The sequence below is a fragment of the Enterobacter sp. C3_dUdeg genome (genome assembly GCF_057536195.1).
This window is the reverse complement of the sequence record NZ_BAAKFX010000005.1, coordinates 205,095-230,292: the sequence shown is the minus strand read 5'-3', so window position 1 is coordinate 230,292 and position 25,198 is coordinate 205,095. Positions and strand designations below refer to the sequence as shown.

17 protein-coding genes are annotated in these 25,198 nt (G+C 56.2%); 13 read left to right on the top strand and 4 right to left on the bottom strand.

Annotated elements, in window-relative coordinates; genetic code table 11:
• The first annotated feature begins 188 nt into the window (after positions 1–188).
• From murB to AC27FC_RS14835, 3 genes are read left to right on the top strand one after another with little or no spacing between them, the layout of a single operon-like run.
• Positions 189–1,217 (top strand): UDP-N-acetylmuramate dehydrogenase, encoded by a 1,029-nt coding sequence (gene murB, locus AC27FC_RS14845; protein ID WP_094934850.1) that lies wholly within the window; start codon positions 189–191, stop codon positions 1,215–1,217.
• On the top strand, positions 1,214–2,176 hold the full coding sequence (gene birA / locus AC27FC_RS14840; RefSeq protein WP_094934851.1) for a bifunctional biotin--[acetyl-CoA-carboxylase] ligase/biotin operon repressor BirA: 963 nt from the start codon (positions 1,214–1,216) through the stop codon (positions 2,174–2,176). Before murB ends, birA begins: the two co-directional genes overlap by 4 nt.
• A gap of 16 nt (positions 2,177–2,192) precedes the next feature.
• A complete protein-coding gene (locus tag AC27FC_RS14835; RefSeq protein WP_094934852.1) occupies positions 2,193–3,185 on the top strand; it encodes a family 8 glycosyl hydrolase in 993 nt (330 codons plus the stop codon).
• Positions 3,186–3,233: 48 nt separating this feature from the next.
• On the opposite strand, the gene bcsG is transcribed toward AC27FC_RS14835, so the two are convergent.
• Genes bcsG through bcsE form a run of 3 tightly spaced genes read right to left on the bottom strand, consistent with a single transcriptional unit; the run spans position 3,234 to position 6,659 of the window.
• Positions 3,234–4,913, bottom strand: a complete 1,680-nt coding sequence (gene bcsG, locus AC27FC_RS14830; protein WP_033146878.1) for a cellulose biosynthesis protein BcsG — start codon at positions 4,911–4,913, stop codon at positions 3,234–3,236.
• Positions 4,906–5,103, bottom strand: a complete 198-nt coding sequence (gene bcsF, locus AC27FC_RS14825) for a cellulose biosynthesis protein BcsF (protein ID WP_024908822.1) — start codon at positions 5,101–5,103, stop codon at positions 4,906–4,908. The genes bcsG and bcsF overlap by 8 nt, the downstream gene beginning before the upstream one ends.
• Positions 5,097–6,659 (bottom strand): cellulose biosynthesis c-di-GMP-binding protein BcsE, encoded by a 1,563-nt coding sequence (gene bcsE, locus AC27FC_RS14820; RefSeq protein WP_196355100.1) that lies wholly within the window; start codon positions 6,657–6,659, stop codon positions 5,097–5,099. The genes bcsF and bcsE overlap by 7 nt, the downstream gene beginning before the upstream one ends.
• A 175-nt stretch (positions 6,660–6,834) precedes the next feature.
• Between bcsE and bcsR the strand changes: the two genes are divergently transcribed.
• The 9 genes from bcsR to AC27FC_RS14775 all read left to right on the top strand — a co-directional run bounded on the left by bcsR (position 6,835) and on the right by AC27FC_RS14775 (position 22,700).
• Positions 6,835–7,023 carry a cellulose biosynthesis protein BcsR gene (gene bcsR / locus AC27FC_RS14815; RefSeq protein WP_008503237.1) on the top strand — a complete coding sequence of 63 codons (189 nt, stop codon included), beginning with the start codon at positions 6,835–6,837 and terminating at the stop codon, positions 7,021–7,023.
• An 11-nt stretch (positions 7,024–7,034) separates the two neighbouring features.
• Complete coding sequence (gene bcsQ / locus AC27FC_RS14810) at positions 7,035–7,787, top strand: cellulose biosynthesis protein BcsQ (protein ID WP_029740463.1); 753 nt, start codon at positions 7,035–7,037, stop codon at positions 7,785–7,787.
• Positions 7,784–10,399 (top strand): UDP-forming cellulose synthase catalytic subunit, encoded by a 2,616-nt coding sequence (bcsA, locus tag AC27FC_RS14805; protein WP_196355101.1) that lies wholly within the window; start codon positions 7,784–7,786, stop codon positions 10,397–10,399. The genes bcsQ and bcsA overlap by 4 nt, the downstream gene beginning before the upstream one ends.
• A gap of 10 nt (positions 10,400–10,409) precedes the next feature.
• On the top strand, positions 10,410–12,830 hold the full coding sequence (gene bcsB, locus AC27FC_RS14800; RefSeq protein WP_094934854.1) for a cellulose biosynthesis cyclic di-GMP-binding regulatory protein BcsB: 2,421 nt from the start codon (positions 10,410–10,412) through the stop codon (positions 12,828–12,830).
• A gap of 6 nt (positions 12,831–12,836) precedes the next feature.
• Complete coding sequence (gene bcsZ, locus AC27FC_RS14795; RefSeq protein WP_196355121.1) at positions 12,837–13,943, top strand: cellulose synthase complex periplasmic endoglucanase BcsZ; 1,107 nt, start codon at positions 12,837–12,839, stop codon at positions 13,941–13,943.
• On the top strand, positions 13,925–17,407 hold the full coding sequence (bcsC, locus tag AC27FC_RS14790) for a cellulose synthase complex outer membrane protein BcsC (protein ID WP_094934856.1): 3,483 nt from the start codon (positions 13,925–13,927) through the stop codon (positions 17,405–17,407). The genes bcsZ and bcsC overlap by 19 nt, the downstream gene beginning before the upstream one ends.
• 119 nt (positions 17,408–17,526) lie before the next feature.
• A complete protein-coding gene (gene hmsP / locus AC27FC_RS14785; RefSeq protein ID WP_033146871.1) occupies positions 17,527–19,533 on the top strand; it encodes a biofilm formation regulator HmsP in 2,007 nt (668 codons plus the stop codon).
• Between the two features lie 159 nt (positions 19,534–19,692).
• Positions 19,693–20,979, top strand: a complete 1,287-nt coding sequence (locus AC27FC_RS14780) for a dicarboxylate/amino acid:cation symporter (protein WP_023309587.1) — start codon at positions 19,693–19,695, stop codon at positions 20,977–20,979.
• A 227-nt stretch (positions 20,980–21,206) separates the two neighbouring features.
• A complete protein-coding gene (locus AC27FC_RS14775) occupies positions 21,207–22,700 on the top strand; it encodes a M16 family metallopeptidase (protein WP_033146870.1) in 1,494 nt (497 codons plus the stop codon).
• Positions 22,701–23,231: 531 nt separating this feature from the next.
• Here the strand turns inward: AC27FC_RS14775 and kdgK are convergent.
• Complete coding sequence (kdgK, locus tag AC27FC_RS14770) at positions 23,232–24,161, bottom strand: 2-dehydro-3-deoxygluconokinase (RefSeq protein WP_094934857.1); 930 nt, start codon at positions 24,159–24,161, stop codon at positions 23,232–23,234.
• Positions 24,162–24,390: 229 nt separating this feature from the next.
• On the opposite strand from kdgK, the gene pdeH reads away from it, so the two are divergent.
• On the top strand, positions 24,391–25,164 hold the full coding sequence (pdeH, locus tag AC27FC_RS14765) for a cyclic-guanylate-specific phosphodiesterase (RefSeq protein ID WP_039263033.1): 774 nt from the start codon (positions 24,391–24,393) through the stop codon (positions 25,162–25,164).
• Positions 25,165–25,198: the final 34 nt, after the last annotated feature.

The following is a 25,198-nucleotide window of genomic DNA, read 5'->3' as shown; positions in this document are numbered from 1 at the left end:
GAAACGCCGTAGCGCCGATGGTAGTGTGGGGTCTCCCCATGTGAGAGTAGGGAACTGCCAGGCATCAAATTAAGTAGAGAGGCCATCCGCAAGGATGGCCTTTTTGCGTTTATACGCTGCACAAACTAATCCCCCAACGCCCTGCTTATACGGTAAACTACCTGCGTTTTTGCATCAGGATAGCGTCTATGAACCACTCCCTTAAGCCCTGGAATACATTTGGCATTCAACGCAATGCTAAACAAATTGTACGTGCCGATACTGCACAGCAACTGCTGGATGCATGGCAAAGCGCAACTGAAAATAACGAACCCGTACTGATTCTGGGCGAAGGAAGTAATGTCCTGTTTCTCGATGATTTTGCGGGAACGGTGATCGTTAACCGCATCATGGGAATTGATGTGGAAGAGCGTGCCGACAGCTGGCACCTGCACGTGGGGGCCGGTGAAAACTGGCATCATCTGGTGCAATTCACCCTCGAAAAAGGGATGCCGGGCCTGGAAAACCTTGCGCTTATTCCAGGCTGCGCCGGATCGTCACCTATTCAAAACATCGGTGCCTACGGCATCGAACTGAAACATGTCTGCGAATATGTCGACTGCATCGAACTGGCGACCGGAACGGCAAAGCGTTTAACGGCGGAACAGTGCCGGTTTGGCTATCGTGACAGTATTTTCAAACATGAATATCAGGATCGCTACGTGATTGTTGCCGTGGGCCTGCGCCTGTCGAAGGACTGGCAGCCCGTGTTGACCTACGGGGATTTAACGCGTCTCGATCCGGCTACCGTAACCGCCCGCGACATTTTTGATTCCGTTTGCCATATGCGGATGACCAAACTTCCCGATCCAAAAGTAAACGGAAACGCTGGCAGTTTCTTCAAAAACCCGGTTATCAGCAGCGAAAATGCAAAAGCCTTTCTTGAAGGATGGCCAGCCGCACCACATTACCCTCAGGCGGATGGCAGCGTGAAGCTTGCCGCGGGATGGCTTATCGATCAATGCCAGCTAAAAGGCACTTCAGTAGGCGGTGCTGCCGTTCACCAGCAGCAGGCTCTTGTGCTGATTAATCAGCGCGATGCGACCAGCGATGATGTTGTACAGCTGGCTCATTATGTTCGTCAGCGTGTGAGCGAAAAATTTAACGTCTGGCTGGAGCCAGAAGTTCGCTTCATTGGCTGCACAGGTGAAGTTAATGCCGTGGAGGCTATCGCGTGAAGGACAATACCGTTCCCTTAACCCTGATTAGCATCCTTGCTGACGGCGAGTTTCATTCTGGCGAGCAGCTGGGTGAACAGCTTGGCATGAGCCGTGCTGCTATCAATAAACATATCCAGACGCTTCGCGACTGGGGTGTTGATGTGTTCACGGTTCCCGGAAAGGGCTACAGCCTGCCGGAGCCGATTCAATTGCTGAATGAAGAAGCGATCCGCAGTCAGATCGGACACGGCAATGTTGCGGTGCTGCCGGTGATTGATTCGACGAACCAGTATCTTCTGGATCGTCTGGCTGAGCTGAAATCCGGCGATGCCTGCGTTGCTGAATATCAACAGGCCGGTCGCGGCCGTCGCGGTCGCAAATGGTTTTCGCCATTTGGCGCTAACCTCTATCTGTCCATGTACTGGCGACTCGAGCAGGGCCCGGCCGCTGCCATTGGTCTGAGTCTGGTCATCGGCATCGTCATGGCGGAAGTGCTGCACGATCTGGGGGCGGATAAAGTACGCGTTAAATGGCCTAATGACCTCTACCTCAACGATCGTAAACTTGCCGGTATTCTGGTCGAACTGACTGGAAAAACGGGCGATGCGGCGCAAATCGTCATCGGCGCAGGCCTCAACATGGTAATGCGCAATGTACAAAATGATGTGGTGAATCAGGCCTGGACTAACCTCCAGGAGGCGGGGATCGTCATCGATCGCAACACCCTTGCCGTGCGTATGATTAAAGAGTTGCGCAGTTCACTCACGCTTTTTGAGCAGGAAGGGCTGGCATCGTTCCTGTCTCGTTGGGAAAAGCTGGATAACTTCATCAACCGCCCGGTGAAATTGCTGATTGGTGATAAAGAGATCTACGGAACTTCGCGCGGTATTGACGCACAGGGCGCGCTGCTCCTGGAGCAGGATGGCGTGATCAAACCCTGGATGGGCGGTGAGATTTCACTGCGAAGTGCCGAATAACCGGATCGAGTTAATTATGCGAAAACCCGTCTGCGCAACGCTGGCCGTCATGATGAGTGTGCTGTTTTCGCCTCTCTCTCATGCGGATCGGGCCTGGGAGAGTTACAAGGCCCGCTTTTTCAAACCGGAAGGCCGCATTGTTGATACCGGTAATGGCGGCGTGTCGCATACGGAAGGTCAGGGTTTTGCCATGCTGATGGCGGTGGCTAACGACGATAAAGCCACGTTCGATAAGCTCTGGCAATGGACAGACAGTCAGCTGAAGAACAAAGAAAATGGTCTGTTTTACTGGCGCTATAACCCCGCAGAGTCCAACCCGGTCGCCGACAAAAACAACGCTGCAGATGGCGACGTGCTGATTGCCTGGGCGTTGCTGAAAGCCGACGCCCGCTGGCATGACAAGCGCTACAGCGCTGCATCGGATGCAATTACCAAAGCACTGATTGACCACAGCGTGATCCGCTATGCCGGTTACCGCGTAATGCTGCCCGGCGTCCAGGGGTTTAAGCTTGAGGGTGAAGTGGTCCTTAATCCTTCCTATTTCGTGTTTCCGGCCTGGCAGGCCTTCTCCAGACGCAGTCATTTGCCGGTCTGGCGCGATTTGATTAAGGACGGGAAACGCCTGCTGGGGAAAATGGGCTCGGGTAAAGCGAATCTGCCCACTGACTGGGTTTCACTGGCATCAGGTGGAAAGCTGGCTCCCGCAAAAGGCTGGCCGCCGCGAATGAGCTATGACGCGATTCGTGTTCCGCTGTACGTTGCCTGGTCTGATAAGCAAAGCCCGCTGCTGACGCCGTGGAAGGCCTGGTTCGGACAGTTTCCCCGGGAACAAACGCCCGCCTGGGTTAACGTGACGACCAACGAATATGCGCCCTACATGATGGAAGGCGGCCTGCTGGCTGTACGTGATTTCACTATGGGGCAGTCTTCCGGTGAACCCGAAATCACCTCTAAAGACGACTATTATTCGGCAAGTCTGAAAATGCTGGTGTGGATCGCCCAGCAATAATGTCGACATTATCCCTCTCCCCGATGAGGAGAGGGACGTCATACCGTGTTACTGCGGATATGGTACCCAATCCCCGCCGTTCAGGCGAACGTAAGGTTTGTTTTGATATTGAATGACGACTGCGTTAGCGTTTTCTGAGACTTCTGCGGTTTGCGGCAGGTTGCTGGTGAGCTGATCCCAGTTCACGCTATCCTCCACAAACAGCTTCCCGTCAACGGCGCGGGCAACCAGCTCTGAGATCGCCAGATAGCTGGTTGGCTGTGTAATCTCAATCGGTGCGCCCTGATGCGGTGCCTTCATCCCAAAGAATTTAATGCCGGCAGGCACGTTAGTGATGGACGGGCTTGGGATATCACGTAGACCCGAGACCTGCATTCTGTCACCTTTCAGCGCACCACCGTGCTCAGGTACCACAACCACCATCACTTTACGGCCCGATTTTTCCAGCTCCGTGAAGAACGCGTCCAGCTCGTCAAAGAACTTCTGCGCACGCACTTTATAATCAGCCGTTTTGCTCACGCCCGGGAAATGGTTACCGTCGTGGAGCGGCAGGGTGTTAAAGAACGTCGCGCTGCGTGGATTGCTGTCTTTTTCGATGGTCTGCAGCCAGCGCTGCAGGACGGCAGTATCGTCATAAACGGGCGAGCCGTCGAAGCCCAGCAGAGAGACGGGAAGACCGGTTTGATCCATTAACGGTGCCTGCATGCCGCCCTGTTCGCGCACCTCTTTCAGGAAGTTACCGAACTGGCCGTTATGCCCCAGCATCAGGTGCTGCGTAAAGCCCAGTTTTGCGAGGTTATCGAACAGATAACACTGGTTGCCGGCGGGTTGATACAGGTTTTTATGCGATGTCTGACCACAGCTTGCACGCAGCAGGCGGATCGCCGCCGGGCCGCTGTACGAGGTGGCAGAGTTGAAATCTTTAAACTGAATATCGAAGTGTGACCACAGCGGATGAGACATCAAACCGGCGGCGTCCACGTCGGCCCAGGAGAGAGAGCAGATGTTGATCACCAGCAGTTCAAACGGCTGAGCATCCGCCGGCAGCGCATCCGGGAATTTAGTCTGTCGCTTGTCTTCCGCGGTATAGAAACTGGAGAGCCAGGCGTTCAGGTTTGTAGAAGTAGGCGGTGCGGTCTGGGTTGGGATATCGCCCACCACAGGCGTATCGCCTGCCGTTGTGACGGTTGCCGCCGCGCTTCCCCCTGTGGTGGTCACCGTGGTGGTCGGTTGACCAGCAGGCCACAGCGAAAAGTTCGGCCCAGCCAGCGTCAGCACGTTAAGCCAGATCATAATCGCGACGACAAACACCGTGACGCGGATCCACTGTGACAGGAACAGCCAGGCAACCAGCAGCACAAATACCGCGCCAATCATCTGCCAGTTAATAAAACGCTCGGTCAGATCGAGGACATAGCTGGCGCTAAAGCCCGCCACCTGCGACCCCTGGCTCATAATGCTGTCCGGCCCCGGTAGCCAGGTATCATGCCAGAACAGCGCAAAGCCGACAGGTATAGCGACCCAGTGGCGCAAGCGATGTAACCTGATATTCGGCAGCGGCATCAGCAGGAAGGCCATAAACACGAGGTTTAGAAGGGGATGGAAATTCAGATAGCCTGCCCACAGCAGGCCAAACTTCACCAGAAAGTAGAAGTTCCAGCCGGAAAGGCCGCGCCAGTATTGCCAGAGCGGCGAGGGTGACGAAGCGGTATAGGTAGAATTAGTCATGTTTTCGGTCTGCCTTGACGTGTGATGCCCGTGTCAGTGTTCCGGCTGGTTTTACATAGCGAGGTTTAATAAACAGCACTCTGGCCGTATCACGGATACGGCGGATGGAATGGCGCGCATAGTAGCCAAGCGGGAAAAAGATCAGCGCACAGAATATAACCAGTTGAATGATATCGCTGATGTTCATGATGATGCGTTCTCCGCGTTGTCTGTTAATAAGCGAAGGGGTTCCGGAACCCGACGCCAGACGTGTCCATCATGCCTGGCATTGAGGATCGGTTTGGCATCGCTCTTGATAGCGAGCGGCTTAACCCATTGTTCAGGCTGGAGCGCACGCATCTGCACCAGCTCCGCGCTAATCGTATTATCTTCGAACCAAATCATACGGTTCGAGAAAATATCCCCTGTAGGCAGAGGGAAGATGTGGTTAAGCGCCGTATCGAGATCGTTTACCCGGCAGAAGGACAAAAACAGCACCAGGCGATTGTCGCCAATGGTCATGATGTCCCCTGTACGGTTCGGGCGACATAAGGTGAGAGCCTGTTCAACGCGAATACCCGGTACAGGACGCAGGGCAACCATGACCCCTTTTCCGTCTGCAGGAAGAAGCGTGTTGCTCATCATGTTGCCCACGGCGTCGCAGAAGGTATCCCATTTTTGGTACCCACGCAGCTTCATCGGCTGCGTCATGGAGAGCAGCGTGGAAATATCTTCCGGTACGTGGCGGCTAAACTGCTGGCCCTGAACGCTTTCGATAAGCGTCAGGCAGCGTGACAACGGCGCATTCCATGGAATAACCATATTGGCGCCGCAGCCCAGAAGCAGGCGCTCATCGGTGGCGCGCAGGCTGGTATTATTTTCGCGCACGATGATTTTCAACGCACTTCCGCGCTGGCGGCGTAAGGTGTGGATTTGTCGTGCCAGCGTCTCAATCTGGTTATTCTGCATCAGCGAGAAAATAAGGGTTGCCGCCTGGGTTGTGCGGGCTTCATGGAAAAGGGCTTCGTTAGATTCAAACAGCGTCCAGTTTTCCGACAGGGCGGGTGCCCCCTCTAAAACCGCGATATGGCTCAGGATGCGTTTTTCATCACTGCGCGGCTGCACCACGGTTTCTTCCTGCTGCGCCAGGTGCCACTCGCCCTCAATATGTTTCAGCGTAAGCTGTTGCCTGGCGCTCACGCCTTTTTCATTACACCAGAATGCAATATCGTAGAGATAGCTGCCTGCCTGGTCACGAACGCTTGCCAGACCGAACAGGGAGCGATATTCGCCCATTAAAAGTGAGAACAGCTTGTCATTATTACTGCCGGGATTGACTATCAATAGCGTGCAATTTTGAAATTTTGCCCATTTATTGATTTTTTCCAGCCAGGGCAGCAGTTTTTCAGCGGGCATATTTTGCAGGACGTTATTTGCGCATTTCAGAATCACTAAATAGTGATCCGGATCAATAGAGCACTGAACGTCGCGGGACAAAAAGTATAGACTATCGGCTTCCGATGTCATGGAAAATAATCGCACCGTCTGGGGGCCGCGACCACTTTCAAGCGTAATAATTTTCTTCGGATCTTCGCCCATGCTAATGACGGCCACGCGGGAATCCTTATCCTGAGCAGCAATTGTCTGGTTTACCAGACTGATAGCATCTTCATTACGGTCCGTATTAATCCACCAGACTCCTCCGACTGGCATGTGGCTCAATTCGTCCCATAATGACTGGATGCCAATAGAAAATATGGAGTCCACGGTGTCCCTCTTTTCGTCTAATTTATCTGTATCTCAGTTTACTAGCGAAAGCGTAGAAATAAACCTAACATTGAAATTAAAGAACATCAGATTTAGCATGTAAATGAAATTTGTCAGGGCAGGAAGCCCCGCAACTTCTTTAGCGTGCGATTTTCCTTAAAGGGATGGAAAAAGAATGGATAATAACGAACCTGGAACCCCAGTCGACTCGACTCTGGGTTACACATTCCAAAACGATTTTCTGGCGCTGACGCAGGCCTTTTCTTTACCTGAAATAGATTACACCGATATTTCCCAGCGGGAACAGTTGGCCGCGGCTATTAAACGCTGGCCGTTATTAGCTGAATTCGCCCATCAACAATAAGGGAGCCATTGATGGCCATACTCGGATTACAGGGTGTCCGTGGCGGTGTGGGTACCACATCAGTTACCGCGGCGCTGGCGTGGTCATTACAGCTTTTAGGTGAATCGGTGCTGGTTATTGACGCCTGCGCCGATAATTTGTTGCGTATGTCGTTTAACGTCGACTTTTCTCGTGAAGAGGGCTGGGCCCGCGCGCTGCTTGATGATAAAGACTGGCAGGATGCAGGGATGCGCTATACCTCCCAGCTCGATCTGCTGCCGTTTGGACAACTAAGCACCACGGAACGCGAGAATGAAGCCGCGTATCAGCGCCTGTTTTCGCAGTTCACGCTGGCGCTGCAAACCCTGAAAGAAAAGGGGCACTACAAGTGGATCTTGCTGGATCTGCCGCACGGCGCCGGCACGCTGACCCGACAGCTAATCGCCCAATGCGATCATATACTTTCCATCGTCAACGTCGATGCGAACTGCCATATCCGCCTGCATCAGCAGGGATTGCCTCAGAACGCTCACCTTCTGATTAACGATTTGCGCATTGGCAGCCAGATCCAGGACGATCTGTATCAGGTCTGGCTGCAAAGCCAGCGCCGTCTGCTTCCCATTGTCATCCATCGTGATGAGGGGATGGCGGAATGCCTTGCGTCTAAGCAACCGCTCGGCGAATACCGCAGCGATTCACTGGCGGCAGAAGAGATCCTGACGCTGGCTAACTGGTGTCTGCTGAACTTCGCCAACAGGGCGGAGCATGCAGGGAGTTCTGTATGAGTCGTCTCGCCAGCTGGTTACTCATCCCACCGGTCAGTTCGCGTTTGAGCGAACATTACCGGCATTTCCGCCGGCACGGTGCTTCGGCATTTAGCGCCGCGCTCGGTTGTTTCTGGATGATTCTGGCTTGGATGTTTATTCCACTCGAACACCCGCGCTGGCAGCGCATACGTGCCCGGCACAGTGAGCTATATCCGCACATTAATCCCAACCGGCCGCGTCCTTTGGATCCGGCGCGATATCTCATTCAGGCCATCTGGCTGGTGGTCACGTCATCCCGCTCAGAGAAAATAACGCCGCACTGGCGCAGCTTCTCCCGCGTCCAGCAGTTACGTGAGCGCTACCACCAGTGGCTGGATAAACTGCCCAACAGCGTAAGCGATAAGACCAGCCATCTGGATAACCATAAAGAGCTCGGGCATCTTCACCCGGGCCTCCGGCGTTTTATCCTCGGCGTGATCGTCGTGTTCTCACTCATTCTGGCGCTGGTCTGTATTACGCAACCTTTCAACCCTCTGGCGCAGTTCACCTTCCTGATCCTGCTGTGGGGCGTGGCGCTGCTGGTCCGCCGTATTCCGGGCCGCTTCTCGGCGCTGATGCTGATTGTGCTGTCGTTGACCGTCTCCTGTCGCTATATCTGGTGGCGTTATACCTCAACCCTGAACTGGGACGACCCGGTCAGCCTGGTGTGCGGCCTGGTGCTGCTGTTTGCCGAAACCTACGCCTGGATCGTGCTGGTGCTGGGCTATTTCCAGGTCATTTGGCCGCTCAACCGCCAGCCGGTTCCGCTGCCTAAAGACACCGCGCAGTGGCCGTCTGTTGATCTCTTTGTACCGACCTATAACGAAGATCTGAGCGTGGTGAAAAACACCATTTATGCCGCGCTGGGCATCGACTGGCCGAAAGACAAGCTCAAGGTCTGGATCCTGGATGACGGCAACCGTCCGGCGTTCCGCCAGTTCGCAGAGGAGGTCGGCGTCGAGTACATCGCCCGTCCGACTCACGAGCATGCGAAAGCCGGGAACATCAACAACGCGTTGAAGTATGCCACAGGGGAGTTTGTCTCGATCTTTGACTGCGACCACGTGCCGACGCGCTCGTTCCTGCAGATGACCATGGGCTGGTTCCTGAAGGAGAAAGAGCTGGCGATGATGCAGACGCCGCACCACTTCTTCTCGCCGGATCCGTTTGAACGTAACCTTGGCCGCTTCCGCAAAACCCCGAACGAAGGCACGCTATTCTATGGCCTGGTGCAGGACGGAAACGACATGTGGGATGCCACCTTCTTCTGCGGCTCCTGTGCGGTTATCCGCCGTAAGCCGCTGGATGAAATTGGCGGTATCGCCGTCGAAACGGTCACTGAAGATGCGCACACCTCTCTGCGCCTGCACCGTCGTGGCTATACCTCTGCGTATATGCGTATTCCGCAGGCTGCCGGTCTGGCAACGGAGTCACTGTCGGCGCACATTGGTCAGCGTATTCGCTGGGCGCGCGGCATGGTGCAGATCTTCCGTCTCGATAACCCACTGATTGGTAAAGGGCTCAAGCTGGCGCAACGTCTCTGCTACGTCAACGCCATGTTCCACTTCTTATCCGGTATCCCGCGGCTGATCTTCCTGACCGCGCCGCTGGCGTTCCTGCTCCTTCACGCTTATATCATTTACGCCCCGGCGCTGATGATTGCGCTGTTTGTTCTGCCGCACATGATCCACGCGAGCCTGACGAACTCGAAGATACAGGGTAAATACCGCCATTCCTTCTGGAGTGAAATCTACGAAACGGTGCTGGCCTGGTATATCGCACCGCCGACGATGGTGGCGCTGATTAACCCGCACAAAGGGAAATTTAACGTCACCGCCAAGGGCGGCCTGGTGGAAGAAGAGTACGTCGACTGGGTGATCTCCCGTCCGTATATCTTCCTGGTATTGCTGAATATCGTTGGCGTCATCGCCGGTATCTGGCGTTACTTCTACGGCCCGGAAAACGAAATTCTGACCGTCTTTGTGAGTATGGCCTGGGTCTTCTACAACCTGATTATCCTCGGCGGCGCGGTGGCGGTGTCGGTGGAGAGCAAGCAGGTTCGTCGTGCGCATCGCGTTGAAATCTGCATGCCTGCGGCGATCGCCCGTGAAGATGGCCATCTCTTCTCCTGTACCGTGCACGACTTCTCTGACGGTGGCCTGGGAATCAAAATCAACGGCCAGGCGAAGGTGCTGGAAGGCCAGAAAGTTAACCTGCTGCTTAAGCGCGGTCAGCAGGAGTATGTCTTCCCGACGCAGGTTGTGCGCGTGGCGGGCAATGAAGTCGGTTTGCAGCTGATGCCGTTGACCAAAAAGCAACATATCGATTTTGTGCAGTGTACGTTTGCCCGCGCGGATACGTGGGCTCTCTGGCAGGACAGCTTCCCGGAAGATAAACCTCTGGAAAGCCTGCTGGATATTCTGAAGCTGGGGTTCCGTGGCTATCGTCACCTTGCAGAATTCGCCCCGTCGTCGGTGAAATTAATTTTCCGGTCACTTACTTCGCTGGTTTCCTGGGTCGTGTCGTTCATTCCTCGTCGTCCTGAGCGGGATGAGGCGAAGCAGGCGGACCCGGTTATGGCTCAACAATGATGATAACGCGATGAAAACAAAACTTTCCTGGTTATGTGCAGTGGCAATGGGGATGAATGTCCTCCCCGCAACAATGGCTAACGCAGCTCCTGGTAACGCAGCGGCAACCCCTGCGCCAACGGTACCTGTCGTCGCGCAAGCAACCGATCCGGTTGTCACCGCGGCACCTGGTCAAACAGAAAATATCATGCCGAACCAGCCAACGGAGGGGAACACCCTGCCGGCAGACGGCCAGGTCATCGGGCAGGTGATGCCGGGCGTCCGGGGGGCGAATGCGCCTGTCGTTGCGGACAATGCGCCGTCGCGGGACGTGAAGCTGACCTTCGCGCAAATTGCACCGCCTCCGGGCAGTATGGTGCTGCGCGGCATCAACCCTAACGGCGGCATTGAGTTTGGCATGCGTAGCGATGAGGTCGTTTCTAATGCGGTGCTGAACCTGGAATACACGCCGTCGCCGTCTCTGCTGCCGACGCAGTCTCAGCTGAAGGTCTACCTGAATGATGAGCTGATGGACGTACTGCCGGTCACCAAAGAGCAGCTGGGCAAGAAAACCCAGGCGCAGGTGCCGATAAACCCGCTGTTCATCACCGACTTTAACCGTATCCGTCTGGAATTTGTCGGCCACTATCGCGATGTCTGCGAAAACCCGGCCAGCAACACGCTGTGGATGGACGTCGGGCGTAACTCCTCGCTGCAGATGACCTACCAGTCGCTGGCGCTGAAAAACGATCTCTCGGCATTCCCGGTTCCGTTCTTCGATCCGCGTGATAACCGTCCGCTCACGCTGCCGATGGTGTTTGCATCATCCCCGGACGTGACCGAGCAGCTGGCGGCCACCATTGTGGCGTCCTGGTTTGGTTCACGTGCTGGCTGGCGTGGACAGAGCTTCCCGGCGATGTATGACAAACTGCCGGACAGAAATGCCATTGTGTTTGCGACCAACGCGAAACGCCCGGCCTTCCTGCGCGATCATCCGGACGTCAAAGCGCCGACCGTTGAGATGATAAGCCACCCGGAAAACCCGTACGTGAAGCTGCTGGTGGTGTTTGGCCGTGATGATAAAGATCTGGTGCAGGCAGCAAAAGCGATTGCCCAGGGCAACGTCCTTTTCCGTGGCAACAGCGTTGTAGTGGATGAGGTCAAACCGCTGCTGGCGCGTAAACCTTATGATGCGCCAAACTGGGTGCGTACCGACCGTGCGGTGACATTTGGCGAACTGAAAACCTATGAAGAACAGCTGCAGGCGACGGGGCTTGAGCCAGCGCCGATTAGCCTGTCACTGAATCTGCCGCCGGATCTGTATCTGCTGCGTACCAACGGCATTGATATCAATCTGAACTACCGTTATACCGCGCCAGCGACCAAAGACAGCTCGCGCATGGATATCAGCCTGAATAACCAGTTCCTGCAATCGTTCAGCCTGCAAAGCACGCAGGATACTAACCGCCTGATGCTTCGCCTGCCGGTGTTGCAGGGGCTGCTGGACGGTAAAACGGATGTCTCCATTCCGGCACTGAAGCTGGGCGCGATAAACCAGCTGCGCTTTGACTTCCAGTACATGAACCCGACGCCTGGCGGTTCGGCGGAAAACTGCATCACCTTCCAGCCCGTACAGAACCACGTCGTGATTGGCGATGAGTCGACCATCGACTTCTCGAAGTACTATCACTTCCTGGCGATGCCGGATCTGCGCGCCTTTGCTAACGCAGGTTTCCCGTTCAGCCGCATGGCCGATCTCTCTGAGTCCATCGTTGTGATGCCAAAAGCGCCAAGCGAAGGGCAGGTCACGACCCTGCTGGATACCATGGCGACCGTTGGGGGACAGACGGGATTACCGGCGATTAACGTCACGTTGACGGACGATGGCAGCCAGATCCAGAACAAAGATGCTGACATCATGGTGATCGGTACCATTCCGGATAAGCTGAAGGATGACAAACGTATCGATCTGCTGGTGAAAGCGGCCCAGTCCTGGGTTAACACGCCGCTGCGTCAGACCGAGTTCCCGAGCATTATGCCGGATATGAACGACCGTCAGGCCAGCACGCAGACGACGGTAACGTCTCAGGGGGCAATGGCCGCGGTGGTGGGCTTCCAGTCACCTTACAACGAACAGCGTAGCGTGGTGGCTCTCCTGGCGGACAGCCCGCGCGGGTATGAACTGCTCAATACGGCCATGAACGACAGCGGTAAACGTGCCGCGATGTTTGGATCCGTGTCGGTGATCCGTGAGTCCGGCGTCAATAGCCTGCGCGTGGGCGACGTGTACTACGTGGGCCATCTGCCGTGGTTCGAACGCCTGTGGTATGCGCTGGCTAACCATCCGGTTCTGCTCGCCATCCTGGCGGCGGTCAGCGTGGTCTTGCTGGCATGGGTGCTGTGGCGTCTGCTGCGTATCATCAGCCGTCGTCGCCTGAACCCGGATGAGTAAGATGTGATGAAAGCCTTTCGCTGGTGTGCATTAGCAGCGTTGATGCTGGCGGCGCTTCCTCTTCGCGCCGCCTGTACCTGGCCTGCCTGGGAGCAGTTTAAAAAGGATTACATCAGTGAGGGCGGGCGTGTCGTTGATCCCAGCGACACGCGCAAAATTACGACATCTGAAGGGCAAAGCTACGCCTTGTTCTTTGCCCTTGCGGCGAACGATCGCAGCGCGTTTGACCAGCTGCTGACCTGGACGCGCGATAATCTTGCCAGCGGCAATCTCAACGACCATCTGCCCGCCTGGCTATGGGGCCAGAAAGATAAAGAGACGTGGGCGGTGATTGATACCAACTCCGCCTCTGACGCCGATGTCTGGATCGCCTGGTCTCTGCTCGAAGCGGGCCGGTTGTGGAAACATCCGGACTATACCCGCACGGGTAAGGCGCTGCTGAAACGCATTATCAGTGAGGAAGTGGTGAAAGTGCCGGGGCTCGGCGCAATGCTGCTTCCCGGTAAAGTCGGTTTTGCCGATGAAAACGTCTGGCGTTTTAACCCCAGCTATCTTCCTCCGCAGTTAGCGAGTTATTTCACGCGCTTTGGTCCCCCGTGGACCCAGCTTCGTGAAACCAATCAGCGTCTGCTGCTGGAGAGCGCGCCGAAAGGGTTTTCGCCGGACTGGGTTCAGTATCAGAAAAACAAAGGCTGGCGGTTACAGCAGGATAAATCGCTGGTGGGCGGCTACGACGCCATCCGCGTTTATCTCTGGGTGGGAATGATGAGTGATAAAGATCCTCAGAAAGCCCGGCTGCTGACGCGCTTCCAGCCGATGGCGGCAAAGACAATGAAACGGGGTGTGCCGCCGGAGAAAGTGGATGTGGCGACGGGTAAACGCACCGGGAATGGCCCGGTCGGGTTCTCTGCCGCCATGCTGCCGTTTTTACAACAACGTGATGCCCAGGCGGTTCAGCGCCAGCGCGTTGCGGACCATTTTCCCGATAACAATGCCTATTACAGCTACGTGCTGACTCTCTTTGGGCAAGGATGGGATCAGCATCGTTTTCGCTTCACCGCAAAAGGTGAATTAATACCGGATTGGGGCCAGGAATGCGCAAGTTCACAGTAAATCTACTCACTTTATCGCTTGGCCTGGCACTGATGCCGATGGCTGAGGCCGCCAACTCTCCGCAGCAGAAACAGCTGCTGGAACAGGTTCGGCTGGGCGAATCGACACAGCGTGAGGATTTGGTTCGTCAGTCGCTTTACCGTCTTGAGCTGATTGACCCGAACAACCCTGACGTCATTGCCGCACGCTTTCGCTACCTGCTGCGCCAGGGCGATAACGCCGGTGCGCAAAAAGAGCTGGATCGTCTGAAAGGGATCGCGCCGGGCTCGAGTGCATACCAGTCATCACGCAACACGATGCTGCTGTCCACGCCGGATGGCCGCCAGCAGCTCCAGCAGGCGCGTTTGCTCGCCACCACGGGACACACGCAGGAGGCGATTGCAGCCTATGACAAGCTGTTTGACGGCAACCCGCCGGGCGGCGACGTGGCGACGGAATACTGGAACGTCGTGGCGAAAGACCCCGCTCGCCGGAATGCGGCCATTAACCAGCTCAAGAAAATCAACACCAGCAGCCCTGGAAATACACAGCTGCAGGCGACGCTGTCCCAGCTTTTGTTCCAGAGCGGACGCCGTGATGAAGGCTTTGCGGTATTGCAGGAGATGGCTAAATCGACCAACGGGCGCAGCCAGGCGTCTGATATGTGGTATGACCAAATCAAAGGCCAGCCTGCCAGCAGCGCCAGCGTCAGCGCGCTGCAAAAATACCTGAGCGTATTCAGTGACGGCGATAGCGTCGCGGCGGCGCGTGCCCAGCTCGAAGAACAGCAAAAACAGCTCGCTGACCCGGCGTTCCGCGCGAAAGCGGAAGGGCTGGCGGCGGTGGATGCCGGGCAGGGAAGTAAGGCGGTGGCTGAGCTGCAAAAAGCCGTCAGCGCCAACCATGCCGACAGTGAAGCGGTGGGTGCCCTTGGCCAGGCCTATTCCCAGAAAGGCGACCGCGCCCGCGCGGTGGCGCAGTTTGAAAAGGCGATTGCCCTCGATCCCCAGAGCGATAACCGGGGTAAATGGGACAGTCTGCTGAAGGTCAACCGCTACTGGCTGCTGATCCAGCAGGGCGATGCGGCCCTGAAGGCGAATAACCCTGCGCAGGCGGAGCGTTACTATCAGCAGGCACGCGGTATCGACAATACCGACAGTTATGCCGTGCTGGGGTTGGGCGATGCCGCCGCGGCGCGTAAAGATAATGACGCGGCGGAACGTTACTATCGCCAGGCGCTGCGTATGGACAGCGGCAACAGCAATGCGGTCCGCGGCCTGGCTAATATTTACCGCGCGCAGTCCCCGGAGAAGGCCTCGCAGTTTATCCAGTCTCTCTCCGCCAGCCAGCGCCGAAGCATTGATGATATTGAACGTAGCCTGACCAACGAGCAGCTCTCCGCTCAGGCAGAACAGCTAGAAAATCAGGGAAAATACGCCCAGGCGGCAGAGATTCAGCGCCGTCGTCTGGCGCTCTCTCCCGGCGACGTTTGGATAACCTATCGTCTCTCGCGCGATCTCTACAGCGCGGGTCAGCGCAGCCAGGCGGATACCCTTATGCGTCAGCTTGCCAGCCAGAAACCGACCGATCCGGATCAGGTGTACGCCAGCGGGCTCTATCTTTCCGGCAACGATCAGGACCGCGCCGCGCTGGCGCATCTGGACACGCTGCCGCGCAGCCAGTGGAACGGCAATATTCAGGAGCTTGCCGACCGCCTGCAAAGCAATCAGGTGCTGGAAACCGCCAACCGTCTGCGCGACAGCGGAAAAGAGCAGGAGGCGGAAAACCTTCTGCGTCAGCAGCCGACCTCCACCCGCATCGACCTGACGCTGGCGGACTGGGCGCAGCAGCGTGGCGATCTGGCGTCGGCGAAAACGACGTATAACGCCGTTCTGCAGCGTGAACCGCAGAACGAAGACGCGATCCTCGGCCTGACCGAGATTTACAGCGCGCAGGGCGACAAAGATGCCGCGCGCGCAGAGTTGGCGAAACTGCCCGCCGCGCAAAACGGCCAGCCGCTGTCGCTCAACATGCAGCGCCGGATCGCGATGGCGCAGGCAGGTCTGGGCGATTCCGCTGCCGCAGAACAGACCTTCAACAAAATCATTCCGCAGGCTAAATCGCAGCCCGGCTCCATGGAAAACGCGCTGGTGTTACGTGATGCCGCGCGTTTCCAGGCGCAAAACGGTCAGCCTCAGCAGGCGCTGGAAACCTATAAAGACGCGATGGTGTCGACGGGTATCACCACGACGCGTCCGGCGGACAACGACAGTTTCACCCGTCTGACGCGTAACGATGAAAAAGACGACTGGCTGAAGCGCGGCGTGCGCAGCGATGCCGGTGACTTGTACCGTCAGCAGGATGTTAACGTCACGCTGCAGCACGACTACTGGGGCTCCAGCGGCACGGGCGGCTATTCTGACCTGAAAGCGCACACTACCATGCTGCAGGTGGATGCTCCGCTGTCTGACGGGCGCATGTTCTTCAGAAGCGATCTGGTCAACATGGACGCCGGTTCATTTGATAACAATAACGGGACCTACGATCCAAAATGGGGGACCTGTTACGAAACGCCGTGTAGCGGCAACACCCATCAGTCCGACAATGGCGCAAGCGTCGCCGTCGGCTGGCAGAATAAAACCTGGGCGATGGATATTGGCACTACGCCAATGGGCTTTGACGTCGTCGACGTGGTGGGCGGCATCAGCTACAGCAGCGATCTGGGCCCCATCGGCTATACCGTTAACGCCCATCGCCGCCCAATCTCCAGCTCTCTACTGGCGTTCGCCGGACAAAAAGATACCAACACCGGCACCACCTGGGGCGGCGTACGTGCCACCGGTGGCGGCGTAAGCATGAGCTATGACAAAGGAGAAGCGAACGGCGTCTGGTCAAGCCTGAACGCGGAAACGCTGACGGGTAAAAATGTGGAAGATAACTGGCGCGTCCGCTGGATGACGGGTTACTACTACAAGCTCATTAATAAAAACAACGAGCGCCTGACGGTCGGCGTCTCCAATATGCTCTGGCACTATGACAAAGACCTGAGCGGTTATACCCTGGGTCAGGGCGGCTACTACAGCCCGCAGGAGTATGTCTCCTTCGCGCTGCCGGTGACCTGGCGTAAACGCACGGAGAATTGGTCCTGGGAGCTGGGCGGCTCGGTGTCCTGGTCTCACTCGAAAACCAAAGACGAACTGCGCTACCCGATCCAGAATCTGATCCCGACCGATGAGCCAGACCGCTATACCGACCGGGGCGTGATGGAAACCGGCAGCAGTTCCTCTGGCACGGGTTATACCGCGCGGGCCATTATCGAACGCCGCGTAACGTCCAACTGGTTTGTGGGCATGGGCGTGGATATTCAGGAAGCGAAAGACTATACCCCAAGCCATGCGCTGATCTATGTGCGTTACTCTGCTGCAGGCTGGCAGGGCGATATGGACTTACCGCCGCAGCCGCTCATCCCTTACGCGGACTGGTAATCGGATTATCCTTAATCCATTTGTAAGTCTCTCTTAATAGCGCGGCAATCGGGTATACTCAGGCGCGCCAGGTTTACACCCTGGCGCGCCCTGCGCTTCGAGTTTTGTGGAGAGTCATTTTGCGTGTCAGCCGTTCCTTAACAATCAAACAGATGGCGATGGTTTCTGCCGTCACCATGCTGTTTGTACTGCTCTTCTGCGTAATTTTGCTGTTTCATTCCGTACAGCAGAATCGCTATAACACGGCTTCGCAGTTAGAAAGTATCGCGCGATCGGTGCGCGGCCCGCTCTCTGCCGCTATCCTGAAAGGGGATATTCCCGAAGCGGAAACCATTTTAAAACGCATTCAGCCTGCCGGCGTCGTTAGCCGCGCCGATGTGGTCTTGCCCAATCAGTTTCAGGCGCTGCGGATGAGCTTTATCCCGGAGCGTCCCGTCCCGATGATGGTGATGCGCCTGTTTGAACTGCCGGTGCAGATTTCGCTGCCCGTTTATTCGCTTGAACGCCCTGCCAATCCGCAGCCGCTGGCCTACCTGGTATTACAGGCGGATTCCTACCGCATGTATAAATTCGTCATGAGCTGGGTGGTTACGTTAGTGACCACTTGCTTACTTATGACGCTTATTCTCAGCGTGGCGCTCACCTGGTGCATTAACCGGCTGATTGTTCATCCGCTGCGCCGTATCGCCCGCGAGCTGAATACGCTTGCGCCGCAGGATCAGATGGGGCATCAGCTTGAGCTGCCGCGTCTGCATCATGACGATGAGATAGGCATGCTGGTGCGCAGCTACAACCTCAACCAGCAGCGCATTCAGCGCCAGCAGGATGAGTTAAACAGCAGCGCCACGCGCTTCCCGGTGTCGGAGCTTCCCAATAAAGCCTTCCTGATGGCGATGCTGGAGCAGACCGTTGCCCGTCAGCAAACCACGGCGCTGATGGTTATCGCCTGTGAAACCCTGCAGGATACGGCTGGCGTGCTCAGGGAGAGCCAGCGCGAAATGCTGCTGCTGACCCTGGTGGAAAAAGTGAAGTCTGTCCTTGCCCCGCGCATGGTGCTGACCCAGGTCAGCGGTTACGACCTTGTGGTGATTGCCAACGGCGTAAAAGAGCCCTGGCATGCGATCACTTTAGGTCAGCAAGTACTCACTGTCATTAATGAGCGGTTGCCCATTCAGGGTATCCAGCTTCGTCCAAGCGCCAGTATCGGTATTGCGATGTACTATGGCGATTTAACGGCAGAGCAGCTTTATCATCGCGCGTTCTCGGCGGCGTTCACCGCCCGGCGCAAAGGGAAAAATCAGATCCAGTTCTTCGCGCCGGAAGAGATGGAAAAGGCGCAGCAGCGCCTGACGGAAGAGAGCGACATCCTGACCGCGCTGGATAACCGCCAGTTTGCCCTCTGGCTACAGCCGCAGGTGAATTTGCTGACGGGAGAAGTGAAAAGCGCCGAGGCACTGCTGCGCGTGCAGCAGCCGGATGGTTCATGGGAGCTGCCGGAAGGGCTGATTGAGCGCATTGAGTCCTGTGGCCTGATGGTTACCGTCGGCTACTGGGTGCTGGAGGAGTCCTGCCGTCAGCTTGCCGCCTGGCAGGAGCGCGGCGTGACGCTGCCGCTGTCGGTCAATTTGTCAGCCGTACAGCTGATGCACCCAACCATGGTTTCAGAGATGCTGGAGCTGATCCATCGTTACCGAATCAAGCCTGATACGTTAACTCTGGAAGTGACGGAGAGCCGACGCATCGACGACCCTAATCAGGCGGTCGCGATCCTGAAACCGCTGCGTAATGCCGGCATTCGCATTGCGCTGGACGATTTCGGCATGGGATACGCCGGGCTGCGTCAGCTTCAGCACATGAAAACCCTTCCGGTGGATGTGCTCAAAATTGACAAAGCGTTTGTCGACGGTCTGCCGGGCGACAGCAGCATGGTGCAGGCGATTATCCAGATGGCGCGCAGCCTCAATTTGCATCTTATTGCCGAGGGAATTGAAACCGAAGCGCAACGCGCCTGGCTGGCAGAGGCGGGCGTGGAGAGCGGACAAGGCTTCCTTTTTGCCCCTGCTGTTCCTTCGGATGTCTTTGAAGAACGATACCTTTCTGGTGCTGACAATAACGCAAAAGTGTAATTTTGTTGCTGGCTTGTGCGAGCCAGCTCAAAGTTCTTAACATTTGTGTTTCAAATTTGAACTGAGTTTATTTCTGTCCTGTTATGTGGGTGTTATTTTAAAGCCGCAGGTTAACCATAACCTTACAAAGCCTGTGGTTTTTCTTCCCAAGGACACCTTATGAAAACCTCACTCTTCAAAAGTCTTTATTTCCAGGTCCTGACAGCCATCGCCATCGGTATTCTGCTGGGTCACTATTACCCTGAGCTGGGCGCGCAAATGAAACCGCTTGGCGACGCGTTCGTTAAGCTCATCAAAATGGTCATCGCGCCGGTGATCTTCTGTACGGTAGTAACGGGCATCGCTGGCATGGAAAGCATGAAGGCGGTCGGCCGTACCGGTGCAGTGGCGCTTCTCTATTTTGAAGTGGTCAGTACCCTTGCGCTGATTATCGGTCTGATCATCGTCAACGTGGTGCAGCCGGGCGCGGGGATGAACGTAGACCCGTCAACGCTGGATGCCAAAGCGGTCGCGGTATATGCCGAGCAGGCGAAGGATCAGGGTGTGGTGGCCTTCCTGCTGGACGTGATTCCGGGCAGCGTCATTGGCGCGTTCGCCAGCGGAAACATCCTGCAGGTTCTGCTGTTTGCCGTGATGTTTGGCTTTGCTCTGCACCGTCTGGGCAGCAAAGGCCAGCTTATCTTTAATGTGATCGAAAGCTTCTCGCAGGTGATCTTCGGCATCATCAATATGATCATGCGCCTGGCGCCGATCGGTGCTTTCGGTGCGATGGCCTTCACCATCGGTAAATATGGCGTCGGTACGCTGGTGCAGCTGGGTCAGCTGATTATCTGCTTCTATATCACCTGTATCCTTTTCGTGGTCGTGGTGCTGGGCTCCATCGCGCGCGCGACGGGTTTCAACATCTTCAAATTTATCCGTTATATACGCGAAGAGCTGCTGATCGTTCTGGGGACTTCCTCTTCAGAATCGGCGCTGCCGCGTATGCTCGACAAGATGGAAAAGCTGGGGTGCCGTAAATCGGTGGTCGGGCTGGTGATCCCGACGGGCTACTCCTTCAACCTTGACGGCACCTCGATATACCTGACGATGGCGGCCGTGTTTATCGCTCAGGCGACCAACAGCCATATGGATATTTTCCATCAGATTACCCTGCTGGTGGTGCTCCTGCTCTCCTCTAAAGGCGCGGCAGGCGTGACGGGCAGTGGCTTTATCGTGCTGGCTGCTACTATTTCCGCTGTGGGTCACCTGCCGGTGGCGGGTCTGGCGTTGATTCTCGGTATCGACCGCTTCATGTCAGAGGCGCGTGCGTTAACCAACCTGGTGGGTAACGGCGTGGCAACGGTGGTGGTGGCGAAATGGGTGAAAGAGCTGGATCACAAAAAGCTCGACGATACTCTGAATAACCGTTCAACTGACAGCAAAAATCCTGGCTTAACCTCTTAATCTTGTCACAAATGCCCGTATTCCCTTGTCGGGATGCGGGCTCCTGCGCATAATAACTGTTCGTACCTGTCATAATTCGACAAGATTTTTTTTGGGTATATTTCACTTCTGACCGTGACGTTTTGCCGAACGCGCGGTCTAATCGACGTGTTTTCATCGTCATCTTTAAGAGTGAAGCGCGTCGCGAAACACTCTTTTTTAACCAGGAATGTTGATCAGGGGTTCACATGCAGGGCACAAAAATTCGACTCTTAACCGGCGGTTTGCTGATGATGGCAGCAGCCAGTTATGTGCAGGCAGATGCGCTCCAGCCAGACCCGGCCTGGCAACAAGGGACATTAGCGAACGGTTTTCAGTGGCAGGTTTTAGCCACTCCGCAACGTCCCAGTGACCGTGTAGAAATCCGTCTGTCCATTAATACCGGTTCCCTCGCGGAAAGCACTCAGCAAACCGGTTTTAGCCATTTTATTCCCCGGCTGGCGCTCACGCAGAGCGGCAGCCTGCAAGCGGTTCAGGTGCGTTCGCTTTGGCAGCAGGCCATCGATCCGAAACGCCCGCTCCCTCCGGCTGTGGTCTCGTATGACTACACCATGTTTAACCTGAGCCTGCCTAATAACCGTAACGACCTCCTTAAAGAAGCGCTTACGTATCTCTCCGATGCCTCTGGCAATCTGGCGATTACGCCGGACACCGTCAACTATGCGCTGAGCAACAGCGACATGGTGGCAACCTGGCCCGGGGATACCAAAGAGGGCTGGTGGCGTTACCGCCTGAAGGGCTCGACGCTGCTGGGACATGACCCGGCCGAACCGCTGAAACAGCCGGTGGACGCCGAACAGGTAAAATCGTTCTACCAGAAGTGGTACACCCCGGATGCGATGACGCTGATCGTGGTGGGTAACGTGGACAGCCGCGCGGTGGTGGAGCAGATCAACAAAGCGTTTGGTGATTTGAAAGGCAAGCGTGAAACGCCAGCCCCTGTCCCGACGCTCTCTCCGCTGCGTGCAGAGCCTGTCAGCATTATGACGGACGCCGTGCGTCAGGATCGCCTCTCCGTCATGTGGGATAACGCCTGGCAGCCAATCCGCGAGTCCGCAGCGATGTTGCGCTACTGGCGTGCCGATCTCGCGCGTGAAGCGCTGTTCTGGCACGTTCAGCAGACGCTGAGCAAGAACAACGTGAAGAATATCGGTCTTGGCTTTGACTGCCGCGTGCTGTTCCAGCGTGCGCAGTGTGCCATCAACGTTGAGTCGCCGGGCGATAAGCTGAATGCCAATCTGGGCGTGGTCGCAAAAGAGCTGGCAAAAGTGCGTAAAGAGGGGCTTTCCGAAGAGGAATTCAACGCTCTCGTGGCGCAGAAAAAACTCGAGCTGCAGAAGCTGTTTGCGACCTACGCTCGCGCCGATACCGACATTCTGATCAGCCAGCGTATTCGCTCCCTGCAGAATCAGGTGGTGGACATTGCGCCGGAACAGTACCAGAAACTGCGTCAGGACTTCCTGAACGGTCTGACCGTCGAGATGCTCAATCAGGACCTTCGTCAGCAGCTGTCGCAGGAGATGGCGTTGATCCTCCTGCAACCGAAGGGCGAGCCGGAATATGACATGAAGGAACTTCAGAAGACCTGGGATTCCATTATGGCTACCGCGCCGCAGCCAGCGCAGGCCGCCACGGCTGATGATTTACATCCGGACGCGACGGATATTCCGCAAGGGCAGTAATGCTTAAACATTCCCTCTCCCACAGGGAGGGGGTGTTCATCGTCCACTCTCCCTGTGGGGAGAGTAATTACCAGTAATTTTTTACCTGAAGCGATGAATGTTGCTTCAGGTAAATGAATGACTTACAGCGATGCCCTGGTCCGGCTGTAAATCGCTGAGGCGTTTGCCTTCCGGCCGGGGCGAGGCGCATGGATGCGCCGAGAGGGCGGGCTTTACAGGGACGTTGCCTCTGCCCGTACCCGATAAGCCAGAAGGAATAAGCCGAGGGCACCGCGAAGCGGCGATTTACCGCCGGGAGCCCGGGTTGCCCGGGTGGTGGCGACTGAGCCACCATGGCACGTTCACCGGTCATGTCGTTACAGAGTAGCAAGGAACATAAAGTGAACGGAATGACCACCAGAGCCGTATGTTCCCCCTCACCCCAGCCCTCTCCCTCAAGGGAGAGGGGGTAGTCCGTGCTGGCATTATTTTGTGGGGAACCCTCAGGCCTGTGGGAGAGGGTTAGGGGGAGGGCATCAGCCCGCACCCTCCTTAAACAGGCATCGCCTCACGCGGAATAATCGCCCCGCGATACTGAATCACCGTGCTGGCCGTCAGGTGACCACGCTGTGCCGCCGCTTCCGGCGTTCCACCCGTCAGACGTACCGCCAGATAGCCCGCGCTGAATGAATCACCGGCCGCCGTGGTATCAATCACTTTCTCTCTGGCAAGCTTCACCGCCGGAACGTCAACCAGCGCTTCGCCCGCCACCGCGACCAGGCACGAATCCGCCCCGCGCTTAATCACCACTTCGCTCACGCCAGCCGCCTGCGTGCGTGCAATCACGTCCTCTACCGGTTTCTCACCCCACAGAGCGTCTTCATCGTCGAGCGTGAGGAAGGCGATGTCGGTGCACTGCAGCATCTGCTGATAGACCTGCTGCGTCTCTTCGCGGCTGGCCCACAGGCGCGGGCGGTAGTTGTTATCGAAAATAACCTTGCCGCCGTTTGCACGGCATTCGCGCAGCAGCGAGAGCAGCTTTTCACGGCTGGTAGGGCTCAGGATCGCCAGGCTAATCCCGCTCAGATAGAGGTAATCAAAGGTCGCCAGCTCTTCGCAGATGGCCGCGGCCGCGTCGCTCTCCAGCCAGAATTTGGCCGCGGCTTCGTTACGCCAGTAATAAAACGTGCGTTCGCCGGTGCTGTCGGTTTCGATGTAATAAAGCCCTGGGAGGCGGTTCTCCATACGCTGAATCAGCGACGTTTCGACATGTTCACTCTGCCAGGCCTCCAGCATTTGCTGGCTGAAGCTGTCCGTACCCAGGGCGGTCACGTAGTTCACGGTGAGCGCCTCAGGCGCGACCTGACGGGCAATATAAACGGACGTGTTTAACGTATCGCCACCAAATCCGCGGCTGACTTCCGCGCCTTTTTGTGACAGCTCAATCATGCATTCGCCAATCACGGCAATTTTTTTGGACATAGTCGTGAACCTGAACAGAAGAATTATCAGCAGTGTGCGCTGAGTGAATTAACCGGTCAACTATATTAAAACAACGTTCCATTATTTTATTTGAGCCAGCGCGTGTTCCCGCGCATTTCTGTCATCTTAATTTCATTTTCCCGGTGAATTGAACATAAAGTTCTCAATTGTCGCGCCGATAATCCTGTGACGAGTCCAGAAAGGCTATCCCAACAACAGGACATCTGAAATGAAGTCAGAGCAGGTTATCCAGCGGCTGAGCACTACGCCTGAGGCAAGTATTGAGAACTTGCAGGAGCATCGCTACTGGCTGCAATGTGAGCGTGCGTACACCTATCAGCCGATCTACCGAACAGATGGTCGACTGATGGCAATTGAAATTTTGACCGTCGTTACGCATCCCTCAAACCCTACTCAGCGCATCGCGCCGGATCGCTATTTTGCCGAAGTTGCCGTTCGCCAGCGTCTGGACGTGCTGGAAGAGCAGCTTCGCATGCTGGCGACGAAGCAGTCCTTTTTCGAACGGCACGATATCCTCGCCTCGGTGAACGTCGATGGTCCAACCCTGCTGGCGCTGCGTCAGAACGCAAAATTGCAGGAGCTGATCGCCACCCTGCCGTGGATGCGCTTTGAGCTGGTGGAGCATGTCCGCCTGCCGCAGGATTCCTCGTTTGCGTCGATATGCGAATACGGCCCGCTGTGGCTGGATGACTTTGGCACCGGCATGGCGAACTTCTCCGCCCTGAGTGAGGTGCGCTACGACTACATCAAAGTGGCCCGCGACCTGTTCATTATGCTGCGTCAGACCCCGGAAGGGCGGAATCTGTTTACGCTGTTATTACAGCTGATGAACCGCTATTGCCAGGGCGTGATTGTTGAAGGTGTAGAAACACTGGAAGAGTGGCGTGATGTGCAAAACTCTCCCGCGGCGGCGGCGCAAGGCTATTATCTCTCCCGCCCGGTACCCATGGATCGCCTCGATAGCGTGATAACGACCCTCTGATAAGCCCGCTTCCCTTTGTCTGGACTATAGTTTT